The following is a 26,330-nucleotide window of genomic DNA, read 5'->3' on the forward strand; positions in this document are numbered from 1 at the left end:
ACATGACTGATGAGGATTACTTTTCTTTGCCGAACAGGCCGGCCGGACGCAGCAGCAGCACGATCACCATCACCACGAACACCACGGTGGCCGAGCCTTCCGGGTAGAACACGCGGGTCAGGCCTTCGATCACGCCCAGGCAGAGACCGGTCAGGATCGAGCCCAGGATGGAACCCATGCCGCCGATCACCACCACGGCGAACACGACAATGATCAGGTTCGAGCCCATCAGCGGCGAGACCTGGATGATCGGTGCGGCCAGCACGCCGGCAAAGCCGGCCAGCGCCACGCCGAAGCCAAACGTCAGGGTCACCATCAGCGGCACATTGATGCCAAACGCTTCCACCAGTTTCGGGTTTTCCGTGCCGGCCCGCAGGTAGGCGCCGAGCTTGGTTTTTTCGATCACGAACCAGGTCGCCAGGCACACGACCAGCGAGGCGACCACGACCCAGGCGCGGTAATTCGGCAGGATCATGAAGCCGAGATCGGTGGCGCCGGCCAGCAGTTCCGGCACGGCATACGGCTGGCCCGACACGCCGTAGAAGGAGCGAAACACGCCTTCGACAATCAGCGTGATGCCGAAGGTCAGCAGCAAACCGTATAAATGGTCGAGCTTGTACAGCCAGCGCAGCATGGTTTTTTCGATCAGGATGCCGAACGCGCCGACGATAATCGGTGCGATCACCAGCATGGCCCAGTAATTGATATCGAAATAGCTGAGCCCCATCCAGGCCAGGAACGCGCCCATCATGTACATGGCGCCGTGCGAGAAATTAATGACGTTGAGCAGGCCGAAGATGACGGCCAGACCGAGGGACAACATGGCATAGAACGAGCCGTTGACGAGACCCAGCAGCAGCTGGCTCATCATCGCTTGTAATGGAACGCCGAAAATTTCCATGGCATCACAGTATAAAAAGCACCGCCGGACGACGGTGCGGTATCAAGGGAGACACGCCATCCTGCCTGGGCAGGGCGGCGCAAGGTGAAGCATGGCGAGCCGGAACGAGCGGCCATGGCGGAACTGCCCGCGTGGCATGGGCCAGGCGGGCAGTTCCGTTTAACTTATTTCCAGAGCGAACACTTCGATTCGGCCTTGGTCAGGTACGCTTGCGCACCCGGCACGGTGGCCACCACCTTGTAGTAATCCCACGGGTATTTCGACTCGGCCGGCTTTTTCACTTCCATCAGGTACATATCGTGCACCATGCGGCCGTCGGGACGAATTTCGCCATTCTTGGTGAACATGTCGTTGATCTTGGTCTTTTTCAGGTAGGCCATGACTTTGTCGGAATCGTCGGTACCAATCGCCTTGACGGCTTTCAGGTAGTTGGCGGCGGCCGAGTAGTCGCCAGCCTGCAGCATCGACGGCTCTTTCTTCATCTTGTCGAAATAGCGTTTCGACCAGGCGCGCGTTTCCGGATTCAGGTCCCAGTACCAGCCATCGGTCAGGTACATACCCTGCGTCAGGTTCAGGCCCAGCGAATGGATGTCGTTGATAAAGATCAGCAAGCCCGCCAGCTTGACGGTTTTCGACACGCCGAATTCATTGGCCGCCTTGATGCTGTTGATGGCGTCGCCGCCGGCATTGGCCAGGCCCAGGATCTGCGGCTTGGCGCCTTGCGCCTGCAGCAGGAACGAAGAAAAGTCCGAGGCGCCCAGCGGATGCTTGACGCTGCCCAGCACCTTGCCGCCGGCCGCCTTGACCACTTCGGCCGTGTCTTTTTCCAGCGAGTGGCCGAATGCATAATCGGCCGTCATGAAGTACCAGTTCTTGCCGCCCTGCTTGACGATGGTGCCGCCGGTGCCGCGCGCCAGCGCCACCGTGTCGTAGGCGTAATGCACGGTGTACGGCGTGCATTCTTCATTGGTCAGGCGCGACGAGCCCGCGCCGATGGCGACGAAAATCTTTTTCTTTTCGGCCGCCACCTTGGCCATGGCCAGGCTGGCGCCCGAGTTGGTGCCGCCGATTAGCATGTCGACGCCCTGCTGGTCGAACCATTCGCGCGCCTTGGAGGCGGCGATGTCGGCCTTGTTCTGGTGGTCGGCGGAAATGAATTCCACTTTCTTGCCAGCGATGACCACGCCGGCGTCGGCGATCGCCATCTTGATGGCTTCGGCGCCGCCCAAGCCATCGACGTCGGAATACACGCCCGACATGTCCGAAATAAAACCGATCTTGATGGTGTCGCCCGATACCTGGGCGTGAGCGAAGGAGGAAAAGCCCACTGCGCACAGGGCAGCGGTGGCAATGGCGATAGCGTTACGTTTCATGGTGTCTCCGTTGGAAATTATTGTTTGCTATTGAATTCGATCGCTCGCACTACACGCCAAGCAGCTCGGTCAGGACCGGCATCTTGGCCTCCAGTTCGGATGCAGCAAAAGTCTCGACGATCTGACCGTGCTCCATCACATAAAACCGGTCCGCCAGCGGCGCGGCAAACCGGAAATTCTGCTCCACCATGACGATGGTGTATCCCTTCGCTTTCAGGGTGGTGATCATGCGCGCCAGCCCCTGCACGATGACGGGTGCCAGGCCTTCCGAGATTTCATCGAGCAGCAGCAGCCGCGCGCCCGTGCGCAGGATGCGCGCTACGGCCAGCATCTGCTGCTCGCCGCCGGACAAGCGCGTGCCCTGGCTGTGGCGGCGCTCCTGCAGGTTGGGGAACATGGCGTAGATCTCCGCCACCGACATGCCCTTCTGGCCGCTGGCCAGCGTCGGTGGCAGCATCAGGTTTTCTTCCGCCGACAGCGACGAAAAAATACCGCGCTCCTCGGGACAATAGCCGATGCCCAGGTGGGCGATTTTGTGCGTCGGCAAACCGATCGCTTCCACGCCGTCGACCTTGATCGAGCCGGTGCGCGCGCCCGTCAGGCCCATGATCGCGCGCAGGGTGGTGGTGCGGCCGGCGCCATTGCGGCCCAGCAAAGTGACCACCTCGCCCTGCTCCACTTTCAGATTCACATCGTGCAGGATGTGCGATTCGCCATACCAGGTGTGCAGCTGTGAAATTTCCAGCGCGGGCGCTTTGTTTGTCGACGTCATCAATGCGCCCCTTCCAGTTCGGCGTGGGTGGTGCCCATGTACGCTTCCATCACCTGCGGATTGCGCGACACTTCCGCATAGCTGCCTTCGGCCAGCATGGCGCCGCGCTGCAGCACGGAAATCTTGTCGCAGATGCCCGACACCACGCTCATGTTGTGCTCCACCATCAGAATCGTGCGGCCGGCCGAGACTTTCTTGATCAGCTCCGTCACGCGGTGCACGTCTTCATGGCCCATGCCCTGCGTTGGCTCGTCGAGCAGCATCATTTCCGGCTCCATCGCCAGGGTGGTGGCGATCTCGAGCGCGCGCTTGCGGCCATACGGCATATCGACCGTGATGGTGTCGGCAAATTCGGTCAGGTCCACTTCGGCCAGCAAGGCCATGGCACGGTCGTTGAGCTGGTTCAGCGCCCGTTCGCTTTGCCAGAAGTAAAACGAGGTGCCGAGCTGACGCTGCAGGCCGATGCGCACATTCTGCAGCACCGACAGGTGAGGAAACACAGCGGAAATCTGGAACGAGCGGATCACGCCCATGCGGGCGATCTGCGCCGGTTTGGCGGCGGTAATATCTTTCCCATTGAACAGGATCTGTCCGGACGTGGGAACCAGGAATTTGGTGAGCAGGTTAAAGCACGTGGTCTTGCCGGCCCCGTTCGGGCCGATCAAGGCGTGGATATGGCCACGCTCCACTTTCAGGTTCACATCGCTGACAGCGGTGAAACCCTTGAATTCCTTGGTCAAGCTTCTTGTTTCCAAGATGATGTTGGACATCGTGTCTCCTAGTTGTACTTTTTGTACTACTTAGTTTTTTTTATAATACACAACTTGAATTTGCCGCACAATACAGTATAACTACGGGGATTTTCCCGTCGCTATCATGGTGCAAGCAAGGTCAGACAGTGCGCGATTGCCAGCTGTTTTGTATCATTTGCGCCGCTTTTTCCGCGATCATTACGGTCGGCGAGTTGGTGTTGCCCGAGGTAATGAAGGGCATGATGGACGCATCGACCACGCGCAAGCCGCCCACCCCGATCACGCGCAACTGGCTGTCGACCACGGACAAGGGGTCGCTGGGCAGGCCCATGCGGCAGGTGCCGACCGGGTGGAAAATCGTCGTGCCGATCTCGCTGGCCGCCTGCGCCAGCTCCTGTTGCGTCTGGTATTGCATGCCAGGTTTGTATTCCTGCGGCGCATACGCTTTCAAGGCCGGGGCGGCCACGATGCTGCGCGTCAGGCGTATGGCATCGGCCGCCACCTGGCGGTCTTCCGGCGTGCTCAGGTAATTGAGGGCAATCTTTGGCGCCGCATAGCTGTCATGCGAAGCGAGCTGCACCTGGCCGCGCGAGGTCGGGCGCAGGTTGCAGACGCTGGCCGTAAACGCGGGAAATGCATGCAGCGGTGTACCGAATTTGTCGAGCGACAAGGGCTGCACGTGATACTGCAGATTGGGCGTGGCCTGGCCGGGATCGGACCTGGCGAACGCGCCCAGCTGCGACGGCGCCATCGACATCGGCCCGCTCTGGAACAGCGCATATTGCAGGCCGATCTGCATGCGGCCCAGCAGATTGCCGGCCATCATGTTCAAGGTCTTGACACCCTGCACCTTGTACACCATGCGCAGCTGCAAGTGATCCTGCAGATTGCCGCCCACGCCAGGCGCGTCCACCATCGGAGCTATGCCATGCTGGCGCAACAGGGCGGCCGGTCCGATGCCGGACAATTGCAGCAGATGGGGCGAGCCGATGGCGCCGGCGGTCAGCACGGTTTCGCGCCGGGCCGTGGCCTGCCACTGCGTGCCGCCGCCCGTAAACGTGATGCCGGTGCAGCGCGGGCCATGGTCCGATGTGTCAATCTGCAGCCGTTCCACGTGGCAACCGGTCATGATGGTCAGATTGGGCCGGCGCGAGGCCGGTTTCAAAAATGCTTTCGAGGTATTCCAGCGGATGCCGCGGCGCTGGTTGACGTCAAAATAGCTGCTGCCGCTGTTGTCGCCGCCATTGAAATCGGCCGTTTTCGGAATCCCGACCTGCTCGGCCGCATCGCGAAAGGCATTGAGGATATCCCACGACAAGCGCTGTTTTTCCACGCGCCATTCGCCGCCCACGCCGTGGCTGGCGGACGCGCCGCCGTGATAATCCTCGCTTTGCTTGAACAATGGCAGCACCTGGTCCCAGCGCCAGGAGGCGTCGCCCGTCACTTCGGCCCAGCGGTCGTAATCCTGGGCCTGGCCGCGCATGTAGATCATGCCGTTGATCGAGGAACTGCCGCCCAGTACTTTTCCGCGTGGATAAATCAGGCTGCGGCCACCGAGGCCCGCGTCGTTTTCCGTCGCATACAACCAGTCCGTGCGCGGATTGCCGATGCAATGCAGGTAGCCGACGGGGATATGGATCCACACGTAATCGTCCTTGCCGCCTGCTTCCACCAGCAATACGGTGGCGTCCTTGTCGCGCGTGAGCCGGTTGGCCAGCACGCAGCCTGCCGTACCGCCACCGATGATGATGTAGTCGTATTCGCCTGCCGATTCCAATGAAGCTCCTTTCGGTATGTACCTTCGAGGGTGCGCGGCGTGTCTCGTCGCCGCTTGCCATTACCAGAGTCTGTGTTCGTGCATGACTGTTGAGTCGGAAACCAGATTACCACCAGTGAGCTTTCGAGCGCGACATTAATTGCCCAGGCACGCAATAGCGCTCAAAAAAACGGCACAAACTGCCCTCCCTCCTCTGTGGATAAGTGTATGGATATCCACAGGTACGATATGTGCGTAAACGAAAATTTTTTCAGAGGCGATTTTTTTGTCCCAAAACTGTTACGGCACCATACAGCGCTTACCCAGTGTTTATACGCGCGCCAAGTTTTTGTTTACAAGGATAAATCTGTACTTATCCACAGGAAAGTACCTGCGTTAACTACTATTACTATTCTTGTATACAGTCTTGTAGAGTAAACCCGATGATGCACACTTTTCTGGCCTTGCCGGTTCAATACTGATCCAGGTCACTTGCCTTCAAAAAAAACCGCGTCAACGCTGAGCAGGCAAAACCCGCGTGGCCAACACAACGCGACCTTCCTTGCCAAACCGTTTTGCAAAAAAGCCGGACGCGACCTTCCAGGCTGACGGCCATGCCGGCAGCTGGGCTCACACACGAAAAAAGGGGATTTTCAGAACGATTGTGGATAACTCACTTGATATCCACAGGATGACTTGTGCGTAAACACGAAGTTATGCAAAGGCGGCCATTTTATACAATTTTGCTCCTTTGCCGATACACGGTTTATGCAGGCTTTTTTTTTCGCGTAAACGATTGATCCTGTTGAAAAAAATCGACTTATCCACAGAAAAATCCGCGTTTACTATTACTACTATTTTTATATATAGATCTATTGTAAACCGATGAAAAACGCGGAAGTCCGGGGATAGTTTCAAAAAGCATGCAAAAACTGCACAAAAAAAAGACGTCCACGCCGACTCGAGCAGGTACTGCAAAACCGTCTTCAGGAAATCCGTGACGACTCTCAGGTCGACCATCAAAAAACTGGCGGCGATATGCATGCCTGGTTGAGCCTTGCAACGACAACACTGATGGCCAGCAAAGTTGGTATGCAAGCAAAAAAATCGCGATTTTTTCCAACCAGTGTGGATAACTGCCTGCATATCCACAGGATGAGATGTGGGAAAACTCGTTCTTTGTCCACAGGCGAACTTTTATCCCAAATAAGTCCTGCCTCGATACAATGCTTATGCAGCGACTTTTTTGCAGGCCAAGTTGTTGTTAACGTGCAGGTATACCGACTTATCCACAGAAAAATCGTCGTTTACTATCACTACTATTTTTATGTATACATCTTTATTTAAAACACAGAGACAAACGCAGACAGTGGAAAAGTCGCTTGAACGGCTCTGTTCAACGCAATTTTTGTCTTCCAGACATCAAAACCAGTGAAAACAGCATGAATCCAGCAAAAAAAATGCGTCTTGGCATCATCAGCGCCCTGCACGAAGAACAGCAGGGGCTGATGGAAGCCATGCAAGGGGCCACCACGCTGTCGCACGGCATGCGCGACTACACCCTTGGGTTGCTGTGGAATATCGACGCTGTGTGCGTCCTGTCGCGTATAGGCAAGGTTGCCGCAGCCATGACGGCGACTTTGCTTGTGGAAAAGTTCGGAGTTACCCACATCGTCTTCACGGGCGTGGCCGGCAGTGGCGACAAACTGGTCAAGGTTGGCGATATCGTGGTGGCCGAAGCGCTGCTGCAGCACGATATGGATGCGCGTCCGTTATTCCCCCGCTTCGAGGTGCCGCTGACCGGCCTGCAGCGCTTTGCCAGCGACCTGCCACTGAGCGAGCAGCTGGCTGGCGCCGCAGACGATTTTTTGCGCAGCGATGCCCGGCTGGTGCTCGATCCGCTGGAAATTCAGGCATTCGGCTTGCAGCAACCGCGAGTACACCGGGGCCTGATCGCCAGCGGCGACCAGTTCATCGGCAGCGCCGCGCATGTCAACCAGCTGAAAGCCGCGATCCCGGATCTGCTGGCGGTGGAAATGGAAGGCGCGGCCGTGGCGCAAGTGTGTTTTGAACTGGGCGTGCCGTATGCGGTCATGCGCACGGTGTCGGACAACGCCAATGAAGAGGCGGCCGTCGACTTCATGCGCTTCGTGCAAAGCGTCGCTTCGCGTTATGCGTTTGGCACCATCCGCAATCTGTGCTGGCGCCTGGCTTCCTGATGAACAACTTGCGCCAGCTCGACCTCAATCTGCTCAAAGCGCTCGATGTGCTGCTCGATGAGTGCCACGTCACGCGCGCCGCCAACCGGCTGTCGCTGACGCAGCCGGCGCTGAGCGGCATACTGGTGCGCCTGCGCGAAAGTTTTGACGATCCCCTGTTCGTGCGCGCCCAGCGCGGCATCGTGCCGACGCAGCGGGCGCTGGACCTGGCGCAGCCCGTGAAACGGGTGCTGGCCGAGATCGACGCGATGCTGCAGACAGGGTCTTTCGATCCGGCCAGTTCCAGCATGACGGTCAGGATCGCCGCCACCGATTACGCCTTGCGCGCGATCGCCGTGCCGTTCCTGACGGCGCTCAAGCGGCAGGCGCCCGGTATCCGCGTGGCGCTGGTACCGGTAGTCGATGGCCAGGTGCAGGCCCAGCTGGAGCGGGCCGAGATCGATCTGGCGCTGGTCACGCCGGCCAGCACGCCGCCGGACTTGCATGCGCGCCAGTTATTTGAAGAACAGTATGTGTGCGTCATGCGCGCGGATCATCCTGCCGCCGGGCAGGCCTTGTCGCTCGATCAGTTTTGCGCCCTGGAACACGCGCTGGTGTCGTATGCGGGCAGCCATTTCAGCGGCGTCACCGACACGGCGCTGGCGCTGCTGGGCCGGCAACGCCATGTGGCGCTGTCGGTGCAATCCTTTTTGATCCTGCCCGAAATTTTGCGCGCCAGCGAGCTGATGGCGGTGGTGCCGCGTCGTCTGGTGGCCGAAACGGATGGCCTGGCGATCAGCACACCGCCGCTGGCCATTCTTGGTTTCACCAAGGTGATGGCCTGGCATGAACGCACGCACCGCGATGCCGGCCACCGCTGGCTGCGGGAATTATTGGTGGCGAGCTGCGCGGCAGATATATAAAATTGGAAATTAAGTTTGCGACTGGCGCGCCGCTGCGGCCAGTCCATCGAGCCATGCCTGGTGGGCGTTGAGCATCGGGTTCGGCGTGGCGCCGGCCAGTTCGCGCGCCGGCTGGCCATTCTGGGTTTCCTGCGTCAGGATGCGCACGCGGTTGCCGGGCAATTCTTCGATCAGCCACGCATGGTGCACATCGAGCCGCCCCTCGGCGTCGCCCTCGACCCAGCCGTGCCAGGCCACGCGCGCCGGCATCCCTGCAGCCGGCGGCACATATTCCGTGACCAGCGCTTCGACCAGGAAACCGAACGTGGTGAAACGAAAACGCGCGCCCTCGCTCAGATGCGGGCCGCTGCCGTCATGGAACACGATATCGGTCGCGTTGCTGTAGTAACCGGGCCACGCCGAGGTATTGCTCAGCTGAGTCCAGACAGCATCGACCGTCAGGCCGGCCACGATGATGTCATTCGAGACGTAGTTGTCAGTAGTGCCGGGCAGATAGGCTGCCGGCCAGAAAATATAATGCATGCTGCTTCCTTGCGATGATGGGGAGACAGCAATGATGGGATCGTCCGGTATATAAATCCAATCAGGGTTGACGATACAAAGCATCAGCGATGCTGATATCAACTGATGAAAAAAAAGGCAGAACCCGCAGGTTCTGCCTTTTGCCGGCTGCTGAAAGTTTTAAACGCTCAGCATCATCAGGCTGGCATTGCCGCCCGCTGCCGTCGTGTTGACGCACAGCGCCCGCTCGGCGACCAGGCGCCACAGGGGGATGGCGTCCTCTGCCGTTGTGTCGATGGTGCTCACCAGCGCCCCGTCACGGGCCGCCAGCAGCCCTTTGAGCTGGCTGCCCAGTACCGGTTCGATCATGGCCACCTGGAAATCGTGGTCGCACGAGGCGATATCGCTAATCACCTGGATGCGATCCTTCAGCGCCGCCGGCAAGTCGGCCGGAATCAGGTTGACGGATTGCGCCAGCACCAGTGCCTGGTTGCCCGTCGCCAGCACCGCCGCCAGCTGGTTCATCAATGCGCCAGACGTGGCTGCTGCGCACAGGATGATGCCGCGGCAAGCGTAGCTCAAGGTATTGCGCTCGCCGGTCGGGCCCGGCAACACGGTGGTGCTGCCCAGCAAGGTGGTGCGCGTGTATTCCTGCGCCAGGCGCATCACCTGCTCATGGCCATGGGTTTTTGCCCAGACGATCAGGGCGTCCAGCGCCGGCGCCGCTTGCCGCTGGTGCTGGCTGCCTGCCGGTGCATGGCGCTGCAGGCGTTTCAGGTACAGCGGGCCGCCCGCTTTCGGGCCGGTGCCCGATTTGCCTTCGCCGCCGAACGGCTGCACGCCGACCACGGCGCCGACGATATTGCGGTTCACATAGATATTGCCCACGTGTGCGCGCTTGACGATGAAGTCGATGGTTTCATCGATGCGCGTATGGATGCCCAGGGTCAGGCCATAGCCGCTGTCGTTGATCGACTGCACCAGTTGCGGCAGCTGGGAGCGCTTGTAGCGGATCACGTGCAGCACGGGGCCGAACACTTCCTGCGTCAGCTGCTCCAGCGACTTGATTTCCAGCACGGTCGGCGCGACAAATGTGCCTTTCACGGGCGGCAGGTCGAGCGAGAAATGGTCGAGCGCCACGGTTTTCATGCGGTTGATGTGCGCCAGCAGATTGCCTTGCGCTTCAGCATCGATCACGGGACCGATATCGGTGGCCAGACGATCCGGATTGCCCACGCGCAGTTCCTGCATCGCGCCCTTGAGCATCTTGATGGTTTTATCGGCGATTTCTTCCTGCAGGAACAACACGCGCAGCGCCGAGCAGCGCTGGCCGGCACTGTCGAACGCCGACGACATCACATCCTGCACCACCTGCTCCGGCAGGGCCGACGAATCGACGATCAGCGCATTCTGGCCACCGGTCTCGGCGATCAGCGGAATATCGATCTGCTCGGCCACGGCGCGTGCCGCCAGGGTGCGGTTGATCAGCTGCGCCACTTGCGTCGAGCCCGTAAAGATCACGCCTTTCACGCGCGCATCCTGGCACAGGGCGCCGCCGACCACTTCGCCGCTGCCGGGCAGGAACTGCAGCGCGCCGCGCGGCACGCCCGCTTCATGCATCAGCTGCACCGCGCGCCAGGCGATCAGCGGCGTCTGTTCGGCCGGCTTGGCCAGTACCACGTTGCCGGCTGCCAGGGCAGCCGCCACCTGGCCCGTGAAAATGGCCAGCGGGAAATTCCACGGGCTGATGCAGGTGACGGGTCCCAGCGCGACGGTATTCGGTGCATGTTCGACCTGGGCCGCGTAGTAGCGCAAAAAGTCCACCGCCTCGCGGATCTCGGCTATCGCGTTCGGCAAGGACTTGCCCGCTTCGCGCACGGCCAGCGCCATCAGCTCGATATGGTGCTGCTCGAACAGGTCGGCCGCGCGCAGCAAGGCATGCGCGCGCAGCGACGGCTCGGTGGCTTGCCAGTCCATGGCATACGCGCTGGCCGCAGCCAGTGCCGTTTCCACGTCGGCCGGGCACGCTTCGGCCACCTTGCCCACCTGGTCGTCGTGGCGGGCCGGATTGCAGATGGCCAGGGTCGGCGCATTCAGGCTGACGGCGCCGTCGATCAGCGGCGCGGCCTGCCATGGATGCGGTTGCGCCAGGCCATCGGCCAGCGCGCGCAGCGTGTCATCGTTCGACAGGTCGATGCCGGCCGAGTTCCTGCGTTCCGCGCCAAACATGGCCAGCGGCAAGGCAATCGACGGATGCGGCAAGCCGCCCTGCAGGCGGGCCTGTTCCAGCGGATCGCGGATCAGGCTGTCGATCGCCACGTTTTCGTCGACGATCTGGTTCACGAAAGACGAGTTGGCGCCGTTTTCCAGCAGGCGGCGCACCAGGTAGGCCAGCAAGGTTTCGTGCGAACCTACCGGCGCATAGATGCGGCAAGGCTTGTCGAGATTGGCCGGGCCCACCACCTGGTCGTACAGCGTTTCGCCCATGCCGTGCAGGCACTGGAATTCGTAGTCGGTAATGCCGTCGCGCTTGGCCCAGGTGTAGATCGTTGCCAGCGTCTGTGCGTTATGGGTGGCGAACTGTGGGTAGATCAGGCTGCTGGCAGCCAGCAGTTTCTGCGCACAGACCAGGTACGACACATCCGTGTAGACCTTGCGCGTGTAGACCGGGTAGCCGCTCTGGCCATCGACCTGAGCGCGCTTGATTTCGGCATCCCAGTACGCGCCCTTGACCAGGCGCACCATGAATTTGCGGCCGCTGCGGCGGGCCAGGTCGATCAGGTAATCGATGGCAAACGGGCAGCGTTTTTGATACGCCTGCACCACGTAGCCGATGCCGTCAAAACCGGCCAGCTCAGGATCGAACGCCAGCGCTTCCATCAGGTCCAGCGACAATTCCAGGCGGTCGGTTTCTTCCGCATCGATATTGAAGCCGATGTTGTACTGCTTGGCCAGCAACAGCAGCGCTTTCACGCGCGGCAGCAGTTCGGCCAGGACGCGGGCGCGCTGGGCGCGGCTGTAGCGTGCATGCAGCGCCGACAGTTTCACCGAAATGCCGGGACCGTTCTTGATGCCGCGGCCATTCGACGCCTTGCCGATGGCGTGGATCGCTGTTTCGTACGAGGCGTAGTAATTGGCGGCATCCTGTTCCGTCAGCGCCGCTTCGCCCAGCATGTCGTAGGAGTAGCGGTAGCCGCGCGTTTCATTGTCGCGGCTGTTTTTCAGCGCTTCTTCGATGGTCTGGCCGGTCACGAACTGGTTGCCCAGCATGCGCATGGCCAGGTCCACGCCTTTGCGGATCAACGGTTCGCCACCCTTGGCGATCAGCTTGGTCATGGCCGAACCGAGGCCCGACTCGCTGCTGGTGCTGACCAGCTTGCCCGTGATCAGCAGGCCCCAGGTGGCCGCATTGACGAACAGCGACGGCGATTCGCCCAGGTGCTTGCGCCAGTCGCCTTTGCTGATTTTGTCGGCAATCAGGCGATCGGCGGTCTGACTGTCAGGTATACGCAACAGCGCTTCAGCCAGGCACATCAGGGCAACACCCTCTTCCGAGGACAGCGAAAACTCATGCATCAGTGCATCCACACCGGACGAGCGTGTGCGTTTTTGGCGCACGGCTGACACAAGACGGTGCGCCAGTGCCTGTGCTTCGGCCGTCGTTTCGGTGCTGGAAGCACGTACCTGCTCCAGCAACCACTGAACCGCGGCAACCTCGTCGCGCCTGTAGGCAGCAGTGATGGCGGCGCGTTGCGCCGTCGCCGCAGGCAGGATTTCTGCCTGAAACGCAGCAAAGGGAAGCGGGGTAAAAGCCGAAGGGCCAGCAGGGTGCATAGGAGCTCTTTACAAGGAAAAAGATGACGAAAACGGCCGTATTTTTTGCCCCTTTTTAGTGCAAAATAATACAGAAAGTCGGATGCTAAGATGATTTGATTGTAAAGGGGATTCTTATGGATTAATTCTGGTAATACAGAGGGCTAGCAATAGATAGTTTTTGATGCGACAATTTAACCAAATAATATTTATTTGGGGAGTGCTTCGGATGCTGGACAAGATAAGCAAGAAAATCTTGATGGAATTGCAGAGCGATGGACGCATCAGTAACGTCGAGCTCGCTGCGCGCGTCAACCTGTCGCCGGCCGCCTGCCTCGAGCGCGTGCGCAAGCTGCACGAATCGGGCTACATCATGGGTTACACGGCCCAGTTGAACCCGCAGCTGCTCGATGTATCGCTGCTGGTGTTCATCGAAGTGGTGCTCGACCGCACGACACCGGAAGTGTTCGACGCCTTCAAGCATAGCGTACAAATCATTCCCGAGGTACTGGAATGTCATATGGTGGCCGGCGGTTTCGACTATCTGGTGAAAGCGCGCGTAAAAGACATGGCTGCCTACCGCGAATTCCTCGGCAAGACGCTGCTGCAAAAAGGCGTGCGCGAAACCCACACCTATGCGGTGATGGAAGAAGTCAAAAACACCACCAAGCTGCCGATCAAGTGACCTGTGTGCCGGGTTCGCATTTTTCCGATTGAGCTATACGGTTAAATGTTGTAGGGTGGAACCACTATTCTGCCATCCGGTAGCCGCCTGACACGACGCACAGACGTCGGCTCAAGGTGCGGCGTGTTTGCAATCGTGCGCACCCGCATCCGGCTACGGCACGCTCTCCCGCAGAGCGTGCACGGGTATTCGCAGCGGGGGACCGATGAAGCAGTTGCCGCACCAGCTGGTACGTTTCTTTCTATTGACGCTGCTGGCCATCGCGCTGGCCTGTTGCCTGGTGTATCTGCTGCAGCTGGCAGGCGCCACCTCCCCCTATCTGATTGCCGTGCTCGCTGCGCTGCTGGGCGCCGTGCTGCTGGCGCTGGCCGGCCGCACGCAGGGTGACCAGGGCCTGCATCAGTTTGCCGACACGGTCGGGCGCGCGATCGACGCCATCATGATCGGCGCGGCCGAAACCTCCTACTTTGTCGACTCCGTCAAAAAGAAGGTGGACCTGGACGTGCAGACGGCCAGCGAGATCGCCGACAGTTCCGAGCAGAATGCGCGCACCACTGAAAAGATCGCCGCCAATGCCGAGCGCGCCGCCAAAGTGGCTGCCGGCGTGCGCGAGGAAAGCGTGGCGGCGCGCGCCGAACTGGACCAGGGATTGCAGCGCGTCAACCGCGCCCGCGAAGACGCGCAGTCGGCGTCGACCGCCATGCTGAGCCTGCAGGAAAAATCGAAACGCATCACCGGCTTTACGGAAGCCATTTCCGATATTTCCGCGCGCACCAATCTGCTGGCGCTGAACGCCGCCATCGAAGCGGCGCGCGCCGGCGAACACGGGCGCGGCTTTGCCGTGGTGGCCGGCGAAGTGCGGCAACTGGCGCAGCGCACCAAGGAAGCGAGCGACGAGATCAGCGTGATGGTGCGCGAAATCAACGAGCAGTCGGCCACTGCGGCGCGCGGCATGCAGTCACTGGCGGCAGGGGTGACGGAAGCGGCGCGCAATGTGGAAAGCGTGCATGGCTCGCTGAGCCATATCGAGGAGTCGTCGGGCGTGTCGGAAGACGAGATCGGCCAGATCGCCCGCGCCTCGCGCGAACACGTCGACACCACGCAGGTGATCGCCGACGCCATCCTGCAGATCCGCGACAGCATGCTGTCGACCAATACCGAATTGCCGCGCGCCACGCAGTCGGCGATGGCGCTGGCCGAACGGGCCGAAGTGATCGCCAGCGCGCTGGGCGAATCGACGGTGGCCACGCCGCACGACGAGATCCGCATCGCCGCCCAGCAGGCGGCGCTGGAGGTGGGCAGATTGTTCGAGCAGGCGATCACCTCGGGGCGCATCACGCGCGAAGCGCTGTTCGACCGCCACTATCGGCCGATTCCGAATACCAATCCGCCCAAGCACAATACCAAATTCGACGCATTTACCGACAAGGTGCTGCCGGACCTGCAGGAAGCGCTGCTGGCCGCGCTGCCCCAACTGGCCTATGCGGGCGCGGTCGACACGAATGGGTATTTTCCAACCCACAACAAGAAGTTTTCACAACCGCTGACGGGCGACTACGAGCACGATATCGTTCACAACCGCACCAAGCGCATCTTCAGCGACCGCACGGGCGCGCGCTGCGGCAGCAATACGCGGCCGTTCCTGTTGCAAACGTATAAAAGGGATACGGGCGAGGTCATGCATGACCTGTCGGCGCCGATCTATGTCGATGGCAAGCACTGGGGCGGTTTCCGGGTCGGTTACCGCTCCAGCACGCATACTTAATCGACGTGAGGTTTTGCGGTCACGCCGCCACCGGCGGCGGTGGCCGTGCGCAAGGTTGGCGTATTCATGCCTTCCAGGTGATTGCGCAGCCATTTGTGGGCCGGGCTGCGCGCATCGCGTTCGTGCCACAGCATGTCCAGGTGGACCGCAGGCAGGGTCAGCGGCAGGTCCTTGTACAGCAGGGATTCCGTCATGCCGGTCGACGCGATCAGGTGGCGCGGCAACACCGTGATCAGGTCGGAATTGGCCACCACCCGGCCGGCCGTGAAGAACTGGTTCACCGTCAGTAAAATGCGCCGTTCGCGGTGCATCTGTGACAGCGCTTCGTCGATCAGGCCGTGGGCGCGGCCGGAAAAACTCACCAGCAAATGGTTCGCCGCGCAATAGTTATCGAGCGTCAGTTCCTGGTTCGCCAGCGGATGGCCGCGCCGCATCACGCACACATATTTGCCCGAATACAGGCGCTCGTGGCGGATCGGCGAACCCGTTTCGCTCGACAACTGGGCCGCCACGCCGGGAAAAAAACCGACCGCCAGGTCGATGTCGCCACGCAGCAACATCGGCCGCGGTTCGCGCGTGGTCAGCGGCATCATGCGTACATTGACGCCAGGCGCCTCGCGTTCGATCGAGCGCATCAGGGATGGCAGCCAGAACGCGGCGGTGGCGTCGGCCATGGCCATGCGAAACGTGGCATGGGTTTTCGACACATCGAACGTTTCCGGCGTCACCGCCGCTTCCAGGCTGGCCAGCGCCGAGCGCACGGACGGCCACAGCGCTTCGGCGCGCGGCGTCGGCTTCACCCCATATGCGGTGCGGATCAGCAATTCATCGCCCAGGCTTTCGCGCAGGCGCTTGATGGCATTCGATACCGCCGGCTGGGTCATCGCCAGATGGCCGGCCGCGCGCGTCAGGTTTTGTTCCGTCATGACGGCGTCGAAAACACGCAGCAAGTTCAGATCCAGCGTCAGAAAACTCATGGAAAGTCCAAAGGTGAAAAGTTAAATTCAGTTAATTATTCAGCAGTGTAAACCGCGCCGTGGCGGTTTGATTTCATGCGTAAACAAATATTACAGTTTTCCATTCACAATCCATATAATTGGTATCAGGAAATGGAATTAGATTTATATGTTGCACTGCACTATAGTACTGGCAAATTCTATAATGCACTGGAAATCATGTCTACCTTCGCCACCGCCCTGTACGCAGTATCCGCACCCGTACTGGACATTCCCTTCATTACCGTCGTACAAGTGCTGCTGGCGCTGGTGGCCATCGGCGCGTTCGCGCTGGTATTCAAGCCTTTGCTGGTCGGTATCGCCCGCGCGCTGGTGCTGGTGGTGCGTCCCAAGCTGAGCCGCGAGCAGCGCCTGGCGCGGGAATTGGCGACGCGCGCGTGAATGCACACGCAACAAGATGAAGCCGGTGATTGCACCGGCTTTTTTTACGTCCATGTGGTGAGCTAACAAGGTTGTCGGATTACGCGCTCGCGCGCTAATCCGACCTACCGGATGGCGTAGGTCGAATTAGGCCGCAGGCCGTAATCCGACAACACCAACGTCACCCGCCACATCACCTATGACGCCAACAGGTGTTCACGTCACCTCCCCCAGCAAATGCGCGCGCAACTGCGTATCGGCCGGATGGGCGCCGATCCAGATCTTCAGCAGTGCGTTATAGAACGCCAGGTCGGGCACCTTCTCGCCGATCTGCTTGCCGTTCAGGCGGCACAGGGTGCCCTCTTCCGGCAGCCAGTCCACCGTCAGCATGTCGCCTTTTTTCAGGCCGGGCACCATTTCGAACATGGCGCCGAACTGCATCGTGTGGTTCAGCAGGCGGGTGCGATCGGTCTGGTCGGAACTGCGGTTCAGCCCTTCCGTGAAGGACTTGCCCAGGTCTTGCGAACTGATGTCGCGCAGCATGACGATTTCCAGCCGTCGCGGGCCGGGCAAGGCCAGGATATCGGCCAGCTGGGTTTTCTTTTCGGGCAGGTACAGCGCGATCGTGTAGACCTTGAAGACGATTTTGTAGCGCACGCCGGCGCCATTGAGTTTCAGTTCCTGGCTGGCCAGCTGCACCGTGTCGTCGAGCTTGACGCCGCCGACCTCGACGGCCAGCGCCGGTTGTGCAAGCAAGGCGCACAGGCTGGCGGCAGCCAGCGCGCGGCCAAAGCGGGAAGTCCGGATACTGGTGTGCATGGTCTGCCTCCGTGGAGTATGGAACTCCACAGTGTAGGGCAGTTGACAAAACAGGGCCGCGCCGCTTGGCGGCGGGAAAATATCAAGCCTTGGCGGGCAGTTCCGCCTGCAGGCGTTCGTACTTGGCGCGCAGCTGTTCCGGGCTTTCCAGCCAGGCCGGGTTCAGCGGGATGCAGCTGACCGGGCACACTTGCTGGCACTGCGGTTCGTCGAAGTGACCCACGCACTCGGTACATTTGTTGGGGTCGATTTCGTAGATTTCGGCGCCCATGTAGATCGCGTCATTCGGGCACTCGGGCTCGCAGATATCGCAATTGATGCATTCGTCGGTGATCAGTAGTGCCATGATTTTTACTCTTGCTTATTCCGGCAATGCAGCGTTGGCGGCAATCTTGTTTTGCAGCCAGCGGTTGACCGAGGGGAAGACAAACTTGGAGACGTCGCCGCCCAGCGCCGCGATTTCGCGCACGATGGTGCCCGAAATAAACTGGTACTGGTCCGATGGCGTCAGGAACATGGTTTCAACTTCAGGCAGCAGGTAGCGGTTCATGCCGGCCATCTGGAATTCGTATTCGAAGTCGGACACGGCGCGCAGGCCGCGCACGATCACACGCGCTTCATGCTTGCGCACGAAATCCTTGAGCAGGCCGGAAAAGCTTTCCACTTGCACATTCGGATAATGGCCGAGCACTTCGTTGGCGATTTCCAGGCGTTCGTCGAGCGAGAAAAATGGATTCTTGTTCTTGCTGTCGGCCACGCCCACGATCAGCTTGTCAAACAGGCCTGATGCACGGCGCACCAGATCTTCATGACCGCGCGTGAGCGGATCGAACGTTCCCGGATAAACGGCTACTACCATTGCGGCTCCTGACGATGCACCAATATAGACGCGCATTATGCCTGAATTTGGTGCCTGGCCTTGGGGCAGGGGCCGCGTTTACGTCTGTTTTGCTCAAATTATGAGCAGATTCACGCTGTTGACTATACTTTGTTGTAAGTTAGCAAATGATAGTAGACCGTGCCCGCCTTGTCGGCGCGGATGACTTCCCACGGCGCCATCCAGTCCGGCTTGTCCAGTTCGCTGTTTTCATCGAACACCATCGACAGGCCCGATTCCGCGTAGACGATGCCGCCCTCTTTCAACAGGTTGGCGCACAGCGGCAGCACTTTTGCCAGGAAATCCTGCTGGTACGGCGGATCGAGGAAGATCAGGTCGAAACGCTGGCCACGCGACGCCAGCCCTTGCGCCGTCAGCAGCGCGTCGCCGCGCAGCAGCTGCACGTTGTCGGCGCGCAATTTCGTCTTGTTTTCTTCCAGCTGGCGGATCACCGGCGTGTGCGTGTCGACCATGGTGACGGAGGCCGCGCCGCGGCTCGCCGCTTCGAAGCCCAGCGCGCCGCTGCCGGCAAACAGGTCCAGCACCTGGGCGTTGGCCCAGTCGCCGTCGCGCAGGTGGTTGAGCCAGTTGAATACGGTTTCGCGCACGCGGTCCGGCGTCGGGCGCAGGCCCAGCGCTTGCAGCACGGGCAGCACGGAGCGTTTCCATTGTCCGCCGATAATGCGCACCTGGTTTGGTGGCGGCGCGTGGTGGACGGGGACTTTGGCAGGTTTTTTGATCTTTTTTTGCATGGGAGTTCTTCGATACGATGGCGGCCACTATAGCATATGGCCCCATCGCCAATCCCGATGGCAGGCCTTACTTCGGCTGCGTCGCCAGCGAGTTGAAATCGTCGATCCAGCCCTGCATGCGCTTGACGGCATGCTCTTTCTGCGCCGGCGTGGCGATCTTGATCACCGTCAGCACCATCTGCGCCGTGCTGTTTTCAAACGCGTCAAAGAACGGCTTGCGCTCCGAGTGTTCCAGGCGCTCGAAGCTGTCCTTGATCAGGGTATTGATCAGGGCCACGGTCGCTTCCTTGCTCAGCTTTTCGTTCTGCACCTTTTGCACCAGCGCCAGCACATTGCGCTGGCGGCGGCTACGTTCGTCGAGCCAGATTTCATTGTCCAGCGGACGCGCGTCGGACGCCTTGCGGATGGCCGCTTCCTGCTCGCGGCTGAAGCTGCCGAACCACAGCTCGAACTGCTCCATCGATTTCTTGTAGCGCAGCTGCTGGCGCTTTTCCTGGTCGCCGGTCAGGAATTTCTTGCGGTAGTCCTCATTGTTGGACTTGAACTTCTTTTCCATCTGCGCGATCTGTTCCGGCTTCAGCGAGCGGGCCAGGTCGGCCAGGTCCGGCGCCGCTTTCAGCAGCAGCGACTGGGTACGGCTCTTGATCTCGTCGTAGTCGGCCAGCAGCTCGGCCTGCGTGACATTGCCCTGCACCTGCTTCTGGCCCTTGCGCAGGATTTCCACATAGTCTTTCAGCTGCGTCTTGCGGTGCCAGTCGAACAGCTTGTCGATATCTTCGCGCACCCAGCCTTTCTGGTCGCGGTCCAGGTCGACATAGGCGTTGAGCCACCAGTACAGCACGGTGTCGCCATTGTTGTAGGCCAGGCGCAAGCTGCTGCAGCCGGCCACCACTACCAGCATCAGGGCCAGCACGACATAGGTCAAGCGATTGAGGGAGGAGGAACCAGGGGCCTGCGTGTTAAACTTTTTCATATTCTTAACTTATAAAATAAATACGGACTATGAACGTTGTCATTCTCGCCGCCGGTATGGGAAAGCGCATGCAGTCGGCCTTGCCAAAAGTGTTGCATCCACTGGCTGGCAAGCCGCTGCTGTCGCATGTGATCGATACGGCGCGCATCCTGGCGCCGTCCAAATTATGCGTGATTTACGGACATGGGGGCGCAGCGGTGCTGAAACTGCTCGAGCAGTACCAAATCAGCCAGTCCGTGATCATCGATGCCGCCGAGCAGGCGCAGCAGTTAGGTACCGGCCATGCGGTGCAGCAAGCACTGCATTTGCTGGACGAAAGCGTGCCCACCCTGATCCTGTACGGCGACGTGCCGCTGACCAGCAGTGATTCCCTGCAGAAACTGGTGCAGGCGGCCGGCAAGGACCAGCTGGCCATCCTGACGGTGACGCAGGACGATCCGTTCGGCCTGGGCCGCATCGTGCGCGAGAACGGCGCCATCGTCCGTATCGTCGAAGAAAAGGACGCCACGCCAGCCGAGCGCGCCATTCGGGAAATCAACAGCGGCATCATGGTCGCACCGACCGTGCAACTGAAAAAATGGCTGTCGGCGCTGTCGAACAACAATGCCCAAGGTGAATATTATCTGACCGACATCGTCGCCCAGGCCGTGGCCGATGGCGTCACCGTCACCTCGGCCCAGCCCGGCGCTGTGTGGGAGGTGGCTGGCGTGAACAGCAAGGTGCAACTGGCCCAGCTCGAACGCATTCACCAGAACAATATCGCCCATGCCCTGCTCGAGCGCGGCGTGACCCTGCTCGATCCGGCCCGCATCGACGTGCGCGGCGAACTGATCTGCGGTCGCGACGTCACCATCGACGTCGGCTGCGTGTTCGAAGGCCGCGTGGAACTGGGCGACGGCGTGCGCGTGGGCGCCAACAATGTGCTGGTCAACGCCACCGTGGCGGCCGGCGCGCACATCAAGCCGTTCTGCCATATCGAAGAGGCGGTGGTCGGCGCCGGTTCGCTGATCGGTCCGTACGCGCGCCTGCGCCCCGGCACCGTGCTGGCCGAAGAAGTGCATATCGGTAACTTCGTCGAAGTCAAAAACAGCCAGGTCGCCGCCAACAGCAAGGCCAACCACCTGGCCTATATCGGCGACGCCACCATCGGTTCGCGCGTCAATATCGGCGCCGGCACGATTACCTGCAACTACGATGGCGTCAACAAATCGCGTACCGTGATCGAGGACGACGCGTTTATCGGCAGCGACAGCCAGCTGATCGCGCCCGTCACCGTTGGCAAGGGGGCCACCCTGGGCGCCGGCACCACGCTGTCGAAAGATGCGCCACCCGGCAAGCTGACCATCTCGCGCGCCAAGCAGATGACCATCGATGGCTGGAGCCGTCCGGTCAAGAAACCGAAGTAATCCAGCTTCACCGATATCGCGATGCCGCCAGCCTTCACGGGCTGGCGGCATTTTTCATGGTTGCGCCGTTGTGGACAAGCTTGTGGATAGCTGGTGCGCAAGCCGGGACAAGTGCCGCGCATCTCCGGCGTTGTGGTTTTTGCACTGTGGATAAACATGTGTACAAGCATGCTGAAAGCACAGGGATAAGCCCGGTATAAACCGGGTATAAGCGTGGTACAAGCGGTGGAAAACACGGGACAAGTTTTCCTGCCCGCATGGCTGACAGGCATGGACAGGCTGCTTGACGCCGCACGATGTCAGCTGTCGTTTCTGGCTTTTCCGTATGTGGACAAACCTGTGCGCAATCGCTTGATAAGCCAGGAATAACTTTCAAGCCATTGAATTATAAGGTTATTTTGGGATATTTTGCTTGGCATGCCTGTGGGTAAAAGTGTGCACAACCCTGTTGGCTAACTGTTGGCAAGCTGCGCACAACCCGGGATAACCTGATTGTGATAATGTCTCCACCGCTTGCCGCCATCGCCGATTCGAGAGGCGGCTGAGGCAGGGGCCGTAAAAGCTATTCTGCCGGCTGTGGATAACAGTGGGGATAAGCGGGATAACAAGTCGGGATAAGTTCCCCCTCGCCCGCTTCAGACAGCGATGCGGGTCTCGAACTTGCTGCGGAAGGTAGAAAAATAGCTTTTCACGTTGCGCACATTGGCGTGCGCGGCAAACAACCGGTGTGCCAGCGCATGGTAGGCGGGCATGTCGGCCACCTGCACGATCAGCACGAAGTCCGGCCCCGGCGACACGCGATAGCACTGCAGCACGGCCGCCTCGTTGGCCACCAGCTGCTCGAACTCCCCCATTCGCTCCGCCGCCTGCACATCGAGCGTGATCTCGACCACTGCGCTCAGGCGCGCTCCCACCAGCTGTGGCGCCACGATGGCCACCTGGCGCTCGATCACGCCGCTGTCGGTCAGGTGCTTGACGCGTCGCAAACAGGTCGGGGCCGATACGTGCACGGCACGCGCCAGTTCGCTGTTGGTTTGTGATGCATCAACTTGCAGGGCATTCAGGATGCGGCGGTCGATGTCGTCAAGAAGAATGGGGCTATCGCTCATGGATTTAGTGAAATGAAAAATAAAAGTCGATTAAATGAAAGAATATTTCATCATTAAATATACCTGAAATATTCGGTCAAAAACATCGTTATTTAGAAAGCATATTTCACACGCTCTGCTTTAGCATGCAGACATTGATTAAATTTTAGACAGAGGTTTCCATGTGCGGCATCGTCGGCGCGGTAGCGCAGCGTAATATCACCCCTATCCTGCTCGAAGGCCTGAAGCGCCTGGAATACCGCGGCTACGATTCCTGCGGCATTGCCCTGCATGCGGATGGCCGCCTGCAGCGTTCGCGTTCCACCGCGCGCGTGGCCGAACTGGAAAAGCAGATCGCCGAAGAAGGCCTCGCCGGTTTTACCGGCATCGCCCACACGCGCTGGGCCACGCATGGCGCCCCCGTCTCCTTCAATGCCCACCCGCACTTTTCGCCCACCGAAGACAACGCCCGCGTGGCGCTGGTGCATAACGGCATCATCGAAAACCACGACGAGCTGCGCGCCGAACTGACCGCGCTGGGCTATGTGTTCCAGAGCCAGACCGATACCGAAGTCATTGCCCACCTGGTCGAGCACATGTACAACGGCGACCTGTTCGAGACCGTGCAGCAGGCCGTCAAGCGCCTCGACGGCGCGTATGCGATCGCCGTCTTCTGCCGCGACGAACCGCACCGCGTGGTTGCCGCGCGCCAGGGTTCGCCGCTGATCGTCGGCCTGGGCCAGGGCGAGAACTTTGTTGCTTCCGACGCGATGGCGCTGGCCGGCACCACCGACCAGATCATCTACCTGGAAGAAGGCGACGTGGTCGACCTGCAACTGTCGCGCGTCTGGATCGCCGACGTCGACGGCAAGCCTGTCAACCGCGAAGTGAAAACCGTGCATGCGCACACGGGCGCAGCCGAGCTGGGCCCGTACCGCCACTACATGCAGAAAGAAATCTTCGAGCAGCCGCGCGCCATCGGCGACACGCTCGAAGGCGTCACCGCCATCATGCCGGAACTGTTCGGCGACGGCGCCTATAAAATCTTCAAGCAGATCGACCGCGTGCTGATCCTCGCCTGCGGCACCAGCTCGTACGCCGGCATGACGGCCAAGTACTGGATCGAGTCGATCGCCAGGATCCCGGTCAGCGTCGAAGTGGCCAGCGAATACCGCTACCGCGACAGCGTGCCGCACCCGAACACCCTGGTCGTCACCATCTCGCAAAGCGGCGAGACGGCCGATACCCTGGCCGCCCTGAAACACGCGCGCAGCCTGGGCATGCAGCACACGCTGACCATCTGCAACGTGGCCACCAGCGCCATGGTGCGCGAATGCGCGCTGGCCTACATCACCCGCGCCGGCGTCGAAGTGGGCGTCGCCTCGACCAAGGCGTTTACCACCCAGCTGGCCGGCCTGTTCCTGCTGACCCTGTGCCTGGCGCAAGTCAACGGACATCTGACCGACGACGAAGAAGCGGCCCACCTGAAAGCCATGCGCCACCTGCCCGTGGCGATCGCCGCCGTGCTGGCGCTGGAGCCGCAGATCATCGCCTGGTCCGAAGAATTCGCCCGCAAGGAAAACGCCCTCTTCCTGGGCCGCGGCATGCACTACCCGATCGCCCTGGAAGGCGCGCTGAAACTCAAGGAAATTTCCTACATCCACGCCGAAGCGTACCCGGCCGGTGAACTGAAACACGGCCCGCTGGCGCTGGTCACCAACGAAATGCCGGTCGTCACCATCGCCCCGAACGACGCCCTGATCGAAAAGCTCAAATCGAACATGCAGGAAGTGCGCGCCCGCGGCGGCCAGCTCTACGTCTTCGCCGACGTCGACTCGCGCATCAGCTCCGGCGAAGGCCTGCACGTGATCCGCCTGCCGGAACACTACGGCGTGCTGTCCCCGATCCTGCACGTGGTGGCGCTGCAGCTGCTGGCGTATCACACGGCGCTGGCGCGGGGGACGGATGTGGACAAGCCAAGGAATCTGGCGAAGTCGGTGACAGTGGAGTAAATCTGCGTGGCCAGGCAATGCCGTGCACCCGCATCGGCAGCACGCCCGACTACAGCACAGCAATTCCTGCCCACTCAAACCACCGCAGCGTCATGCAACTCGGGCTGCCGCGCCAGCAGCTGAGACAGCCGTTGCAGCCCCGCCTGCAAGTGTCCACGGTCCTTGATGCTGCCCAGCGAGATGCGGATGGCATTCACGGATACGCTGCCGGTGGCGAATGCCTGCGCCGGCGTGACGGCGATGCCGCAGCTGGCGGCGGCATGCGCCAGCTGCGCGCAGTTCCAGTAGGCGGGCAACTCCAGCCAGACATGCAGGCCGTCGCCGGAGCCGCCGTAGCGCCCTGCCAGAATATCGCGCGCCATGCGGTGGCGCAGGCGCGCCTCGTTGCGGATGCCTGCCATCAAGCGGTCGGCCGAACCGTCGAGTATCCATTGCGTGGCCAGTGCGGCTGTCAGCGGTGCGACCATCAGCGCAAACGATCGTAGCGCGGCCAGGAAGCGTTCGCGCTCGAGCGGGTCGCGCAGCAGCACGAAGGCGACGCGCAAGCCGGGCGTCAGGCATTTCGACAGGGTCGAGATGTAGATCACCTGCTCCGGGGCAAACGCGGCAAGCGGTGGTGGCGGCGCATCGGCCAGCAGCCAGTAGGGATCGTCCTCGATAATGCGCACCTTGCAGCGCTGGGCGATGCCGGCGAGCTCCTTGCGCCGGCGCTGCGGCATGGTGATGGCGGTCGGGTTTTGCAAGGTCGGATTGAGGTACACCAGGGCGGGCTGATGCTGGCGGCATGCCTGCTCCAGCATGGCGGGCAGCATGCCGTGCTGGTCCGCTTCCACCGCAATCAGGCGCCGGCCGAACTGATTCGCTGCGGCAAGCAGGCCGGGATAACTCATCGGTTCTGCCAGGATCGCGTCGCCAGGCTTGGTCAGCGCCAGGATCAATGCGGCGATCGCCGCCTGCGCGCCGGGGCAGACCAGCAGCTGGCGCGCATCGAGCTGGCCGAACATCGGCGCCAGCCATTGGGCGCCGGCCATGCGGTCGGAGTCGCTTCCGCCGCCCGGGTGGTAGGTCATCAGCAATTCGCTGTCTGCCCGCATCAATACCTGCGACAAACCCTGTTTCAGCATGTCGTCGAAGTCCACGCCAGCCGGTGGCGGCGGGGTATTCATGGACAGGTCGAGGATGGCGTTCAGTGCGACTTTCGGCGCCGCCACATAGGTGCCGCGGGCGCCGCGGCCCTCCAGCAGGTTGCGGCGCCTGGCTTCGTCGTAGGCGCGCGTGATGGTCGTCAGGTCGACTCCCAGCTGCGCTGCCAGCTGGCGTTGCGGCGGCAGGCGGTCGCCCGGCGCCAGCGATCCGTCTGCCAGCGCCGCCTGCAAGGCATCGGCAATCTGCAGGAAGCGCGGCCCCTTGTTTGCGGCCAGGCGCGGCAGCCAGATAGCCAAATGTTCATCTTGTATGGTTTTCAACTGGGACATTTTGTCTCAATGTATGGAAATTGTTTTAAAGTAGTATGCTTGAGATGGTGCAGCAGCGCCAATCTTGCCTGGCAGTCGCTGATGTTTTTTCCTTTCTCATTCGATCGTGTCAG

The 26,330-nt window shown here is 60.7% G+C and carries 22 protein-coding genes; 7 read left to right on the plus strand and 15 right to left on the minus strand.

The genetic code is table 11. The features are described 5' to 3' along the window. Positions 1–16: 16 nt before the first annotated feature. From RTQ46_RS05850 to RTQ46_RS05870, 5 genes are all read right to left on the minus strand, one after another. Positions 17–901 (minus strand): branched-chain amino acid ABC transporter permease, encoded by an 885-nt coding sequence (locus tag RTQ46_RS05850; protein WP_312435190.1) that lies wholly within the window; start codon positions 899–901, stop codon positions 17–19. 164 nt (positions 902–1,065) lie between these two features. Continuing rightward, on the minus strand, positions 1,066–2,274 hold the full coding sequence (locus tag RTQ46_RS05855) for an ABC transporter substrate-binding protein (RefSeq protein ID WP_312435191.1): 1,209 nt from the start codon (positions 2,272–2,274) through the stop codon (positions 1,066–1,068). Between the two features lie 49 nt (positions 2,275–2,323). Continuing rightward, on the minus strand, positions 2,324–3,046 hold the full coding sequence (locus RTQ46_RS05860; protein ID WP_312435192.1) for an ABC transporter ATP-binding protein: 723 nt from the start codon (positions 3,044–3,046) through the stop codon (positions 2,324–2,326). After that, a complete protein-coding gene (locus RTQ46_RS05865) occupies positions 3,046–3,816 on the minus strand; it encodes an ABC transporter ATP-binding protein (RefSeq protein ID WP_094443584.1) in 771 nt (256 codons plus the stop codon). Before RTQ46_RS05865 ends, RTQ46_RS05860 begins: the two co-directional genes overlap by 1 nt. Positions 3,817–3,937: 121 nt before the next feature. Continuing rightward, positions 3,938–5,575: a GMC family oxidoreductase gene (locus RTQ46_RS05870; protein ID WP_312435193.1), complete on the minus strand. Its 1,638-nt coding sequence runs from the start codon at positions 5,573–5,575 to the stop codon at positions 3,938–3,940. A gap of 1,439 nt (positions 5,576–7,014) precedes the next feature. On the opposite strand from RTQ46_RS05870, the gene RTQ46_RS05875 reads away from it, so the two are divergent. Both RTQ46_RS05875 and RTQ46_RS05880 read left to right on the plus strand, forming a co-directional pair. Next, positions 7,015–7,773, plus strand: coding sequence for a 5'-methylthioadenosine/adenosylhomocysteine nucleosidase (locus RTQ46_RS05875; protein WP_312435194.1), 759 nt, complete (start codon positions 7,015–7,017; stop codon positions 7,771–7,773). Then, complete coding sequence (locus RTQ46_RS05880) at positions 7,773–8,675, plus strand: LysR substrate-binding domain-containing protein (RefSeq protein WP_312435195.1); 903 nt, start codon at positions 7,773–7,775, stop codon at positions 8,673–8,675. The genes RTQ46_RS05875 and RTQ46_RS05880 overlap by 1 nt, the downstream gene beginning before the upstream one ends. A gap of 9 nt (positions 8,676–8,684) precedes the next feature. Here RTQ46_RS05880 and RTQ46_RS05885 read toward each other — a convergent pair whose 3' ends face one another. Next, positions 8,685–9,197: an SRPBCC domain-containing protein gene (locus tag RTQ46_RS05885; protein ID WP_312435196.1), complete on the minus strand. Its 513-nt coding sequence runs from the start codon at positions 9,195–9,197 to the stop codon at positions 8,685–8,687. 159 nt (positions 9,198–9,356) lie between these two features. Continuing rightward, on the minus strand, positions 9,357–13,010 hold the full coding sequence (putA, locus tag RTQ46_RS05890) for a trifunctional transcriptional regulator/proline dehydrogenase/L-glutamate gamma-semialdehyde dehydrogenase (RefSeq protein WP_312435197.1): 3,654 nt from the start codon (positions 13,008–13,010) through the stop codon (positions 9,357–9,359). Between the two features lie 208 nt (positions 13,011–13,218). Here putA and RTQ46_RS05895 point away from each other — a divergent pair, with 208 nt between their 5' ends. Together RTQ46_RS05895 and RTQ46_RS05900 are read left to right on the plus strand one after the other, a co-directional pair. Beyond that, positions 13,219–13,674 (plus strand): Lrp/AsnC ligand binding domain-containing protein, encoded by a 456-nt coding sequence (locus tag RTQ46_RS05895; protein ID WP_010393827.1) that lies wholly within the window; start codon positions 13,219–13,221, stop codon positions 13,672–13,674. Between the two features lie 205 nt (positions 13,675–13,879). Beyond that, positions 13,880–15,439 carry a methyl-accepting chemotaxis protein gene (locus RTQ46_RS05900; RefSeq protein ID WP_312435198.1) on the plus strand — a complete coding sequence of 520 codons (1,560 nt, stop codon included), beginning with the start codon at positions 13,880–13,882 and terminating at the stop codon, positions 15,437–15,439. Here RTQ46_RS05900 and RTQ46_RS05905 read toward each other — a convergent pair. Beyond that, a complete protein-coding gene (locus tag RTQ46_RS05905; protein ID WP_312435199.1) occupies positions 15,436–16,416 on the minus strand; it encodes a LysR family transcriptional regulator in 981 nt (326 codons plus the stop codon). The genes RTQ46_RS05900 and RTQ46_RS05905 overlap by 4 nt on opposite strands. 198 nt (positions 16,417–16,614) lie before the next feature. Here RTQ46_RS05905 and RTQ46_RS05910 point away from each other — a divergent pair, with 198 nt between their 5' ends. Next, positions 16,615–16,836, plus strand: a complete 222-nt coding sequence (locus RTQ46_RS05910) for a hypothetical protein (protein ID WP_312435200.1) — start codon at positions 16,615–16,617, stop codon at positions 16,834–16,836. Positions 16,837–17,031: 195 nt separating this feature from the next. Here the strand turns inward: RTQ46_RS05910 and RTQ46_RS05915 are convergent, their stop codons facing one another. From RTQ46_RS05915 to RTQ46_RS05935, 5 genes are all read right to left on the minus strand, one after another. After that, positions 17,032–17,634, minus strand: a complete 603-nt coding sequence (locus RTQ46_RS05915; protein WP_312435201.1) for a chalcone isomerase family protein — start codon at positions 17,632–17,634, stop codon at positions 17,032–17,034. Between the two features lie 82 nt (positions 17,635–17,716). Further along, positions 17,717–17,980 (minus strand): YfhL family 4Fe-4S dicluster ferredoxin, encoded by a 264-nt coding sequence (locus RTQ46_RS05920; protein ID WP_312435202.1) that lies wholly within the window; start codon positions 17,978–17,980, stop codon positions 17,717–17,719. Positions 17,981–17,995: 15 nt separating this feature from the next. Continuing rightward, positions 17,996–18,493, minus strand: coding sequence for a pantetheine-phosphate adenylyltransferase (coaD, locus tag RTQ46_RS05925; RefSeq protein WP_308923232.1), 498 nt, complete (start codon positions 18,491–18,493; stop codon positions 17,996–17,998). Between the two features lie 122 nt (positions 18,494–18,615). Next, the gene (rsmD, locus tag RTQ46_RS05930) at positions 18,616–19,263 is read right to left on the minus strand and encodes a 16S rRNA (guanine(966)-N(2))-methyltransferase RsmD (RefSeq protein ID WP_312435203.1); all 648 of its coding nucleotides are present in this window, start codon (positions 19,261–19,263) and stop codon (positions 18,616–18,618) included. Between the two features lie 67 nt (positions 19,264–19,330). Next, positions 19,331–20,236: a DUF6279 family lipoprotein gene (locus RTQ46_RS05935; RefSeq protein ID WP_312435204.1), complete on the minus strand. Its 906-nt coding sequence runs from the start codon at positions 20,234–20,236 to the stop codon at positions 19,331–19,333. A gap of 29 nt (positions 20,237–20,265) precedes the next feature. On the opposite strand from RTQ46_RS05935, the gene glmU reads away from it, so the two are divergent. Further along, on the plus strand, positions 20,266–21,642 hold the full coding sequence (gene glmU, locus RTQ46_RS05940; RefSeq protein ID WP_312435205.1) for a bifunctional UDP-N-acetylglucosamine diphosphorylase/glucosamine-1-phosphate N-acetyltransferase GlmU: 1,377 nt from the start codon (positions 20,266–20,268) through the stop codon (positions 21,640–21,642). A gap of 635 nt (positions 21,643–22,277) precedes the next feature. On the opposite strand, the gene RTQ46_RS05945 is transcribed toward glmU, so the two are convergent. Then, entirely contained in the window at positions 22,278–22,751 is a 474-nt protein-coding gene (locus RTQ46_RS05945; protein WP_312435206.1) for an Lrp/AsnC family transcriptional regulator, read from the minus strand. Between the two features lie 161 nt (positions 22,752–22,912). Between RTQ46_RS05945 and glmS the strand changes: the two genes are divergently transcribed. Then, positions 22,913–24,742 carry a glutamine--fructose-6-phosphate transaminase (isomerizing) gene (gene glmS, locus RTQ46_RS05950; protein ID WP_312435207.1) on the plus strand — a complete coding sequence of 610 codons (1,830 nt, stop codon included), beginning with the start codon at positions 22,913–22,915 and terminating at the stop codon, positions 24,740–24,742. Positions 24,743–24,816: 74 nt separating this feature from the next. Here the strand turns inward: glmS and RTQ46_RS05955 are convergent, their stop codons facing one another. Then, the gene (locus tag RTQ46_RS05955; RefSeq protein WP_312435208.1) at positions 24,817–26,217 is read right to left on the minus strand and encodes a PLP-dependent aminotransferase family protein; all 1,401 of its coding nucleotides are present in this window, start codon (positions 26,215–26,217) and stop codon (positions 24,817–24,819) included. Positions 26,218–26,330: the final 113 nt, after the last annotated feature.

The sequence above is a fragment of the Janthinobacterium sp. genome (genome assembly GCF_031995485.1).
Classification (GTDB): Bacteria; Pseudomonadota; Gammaproteobacteria; order Burkholderiales; family Burkholderiaceae_D; genus Janthinobacterium.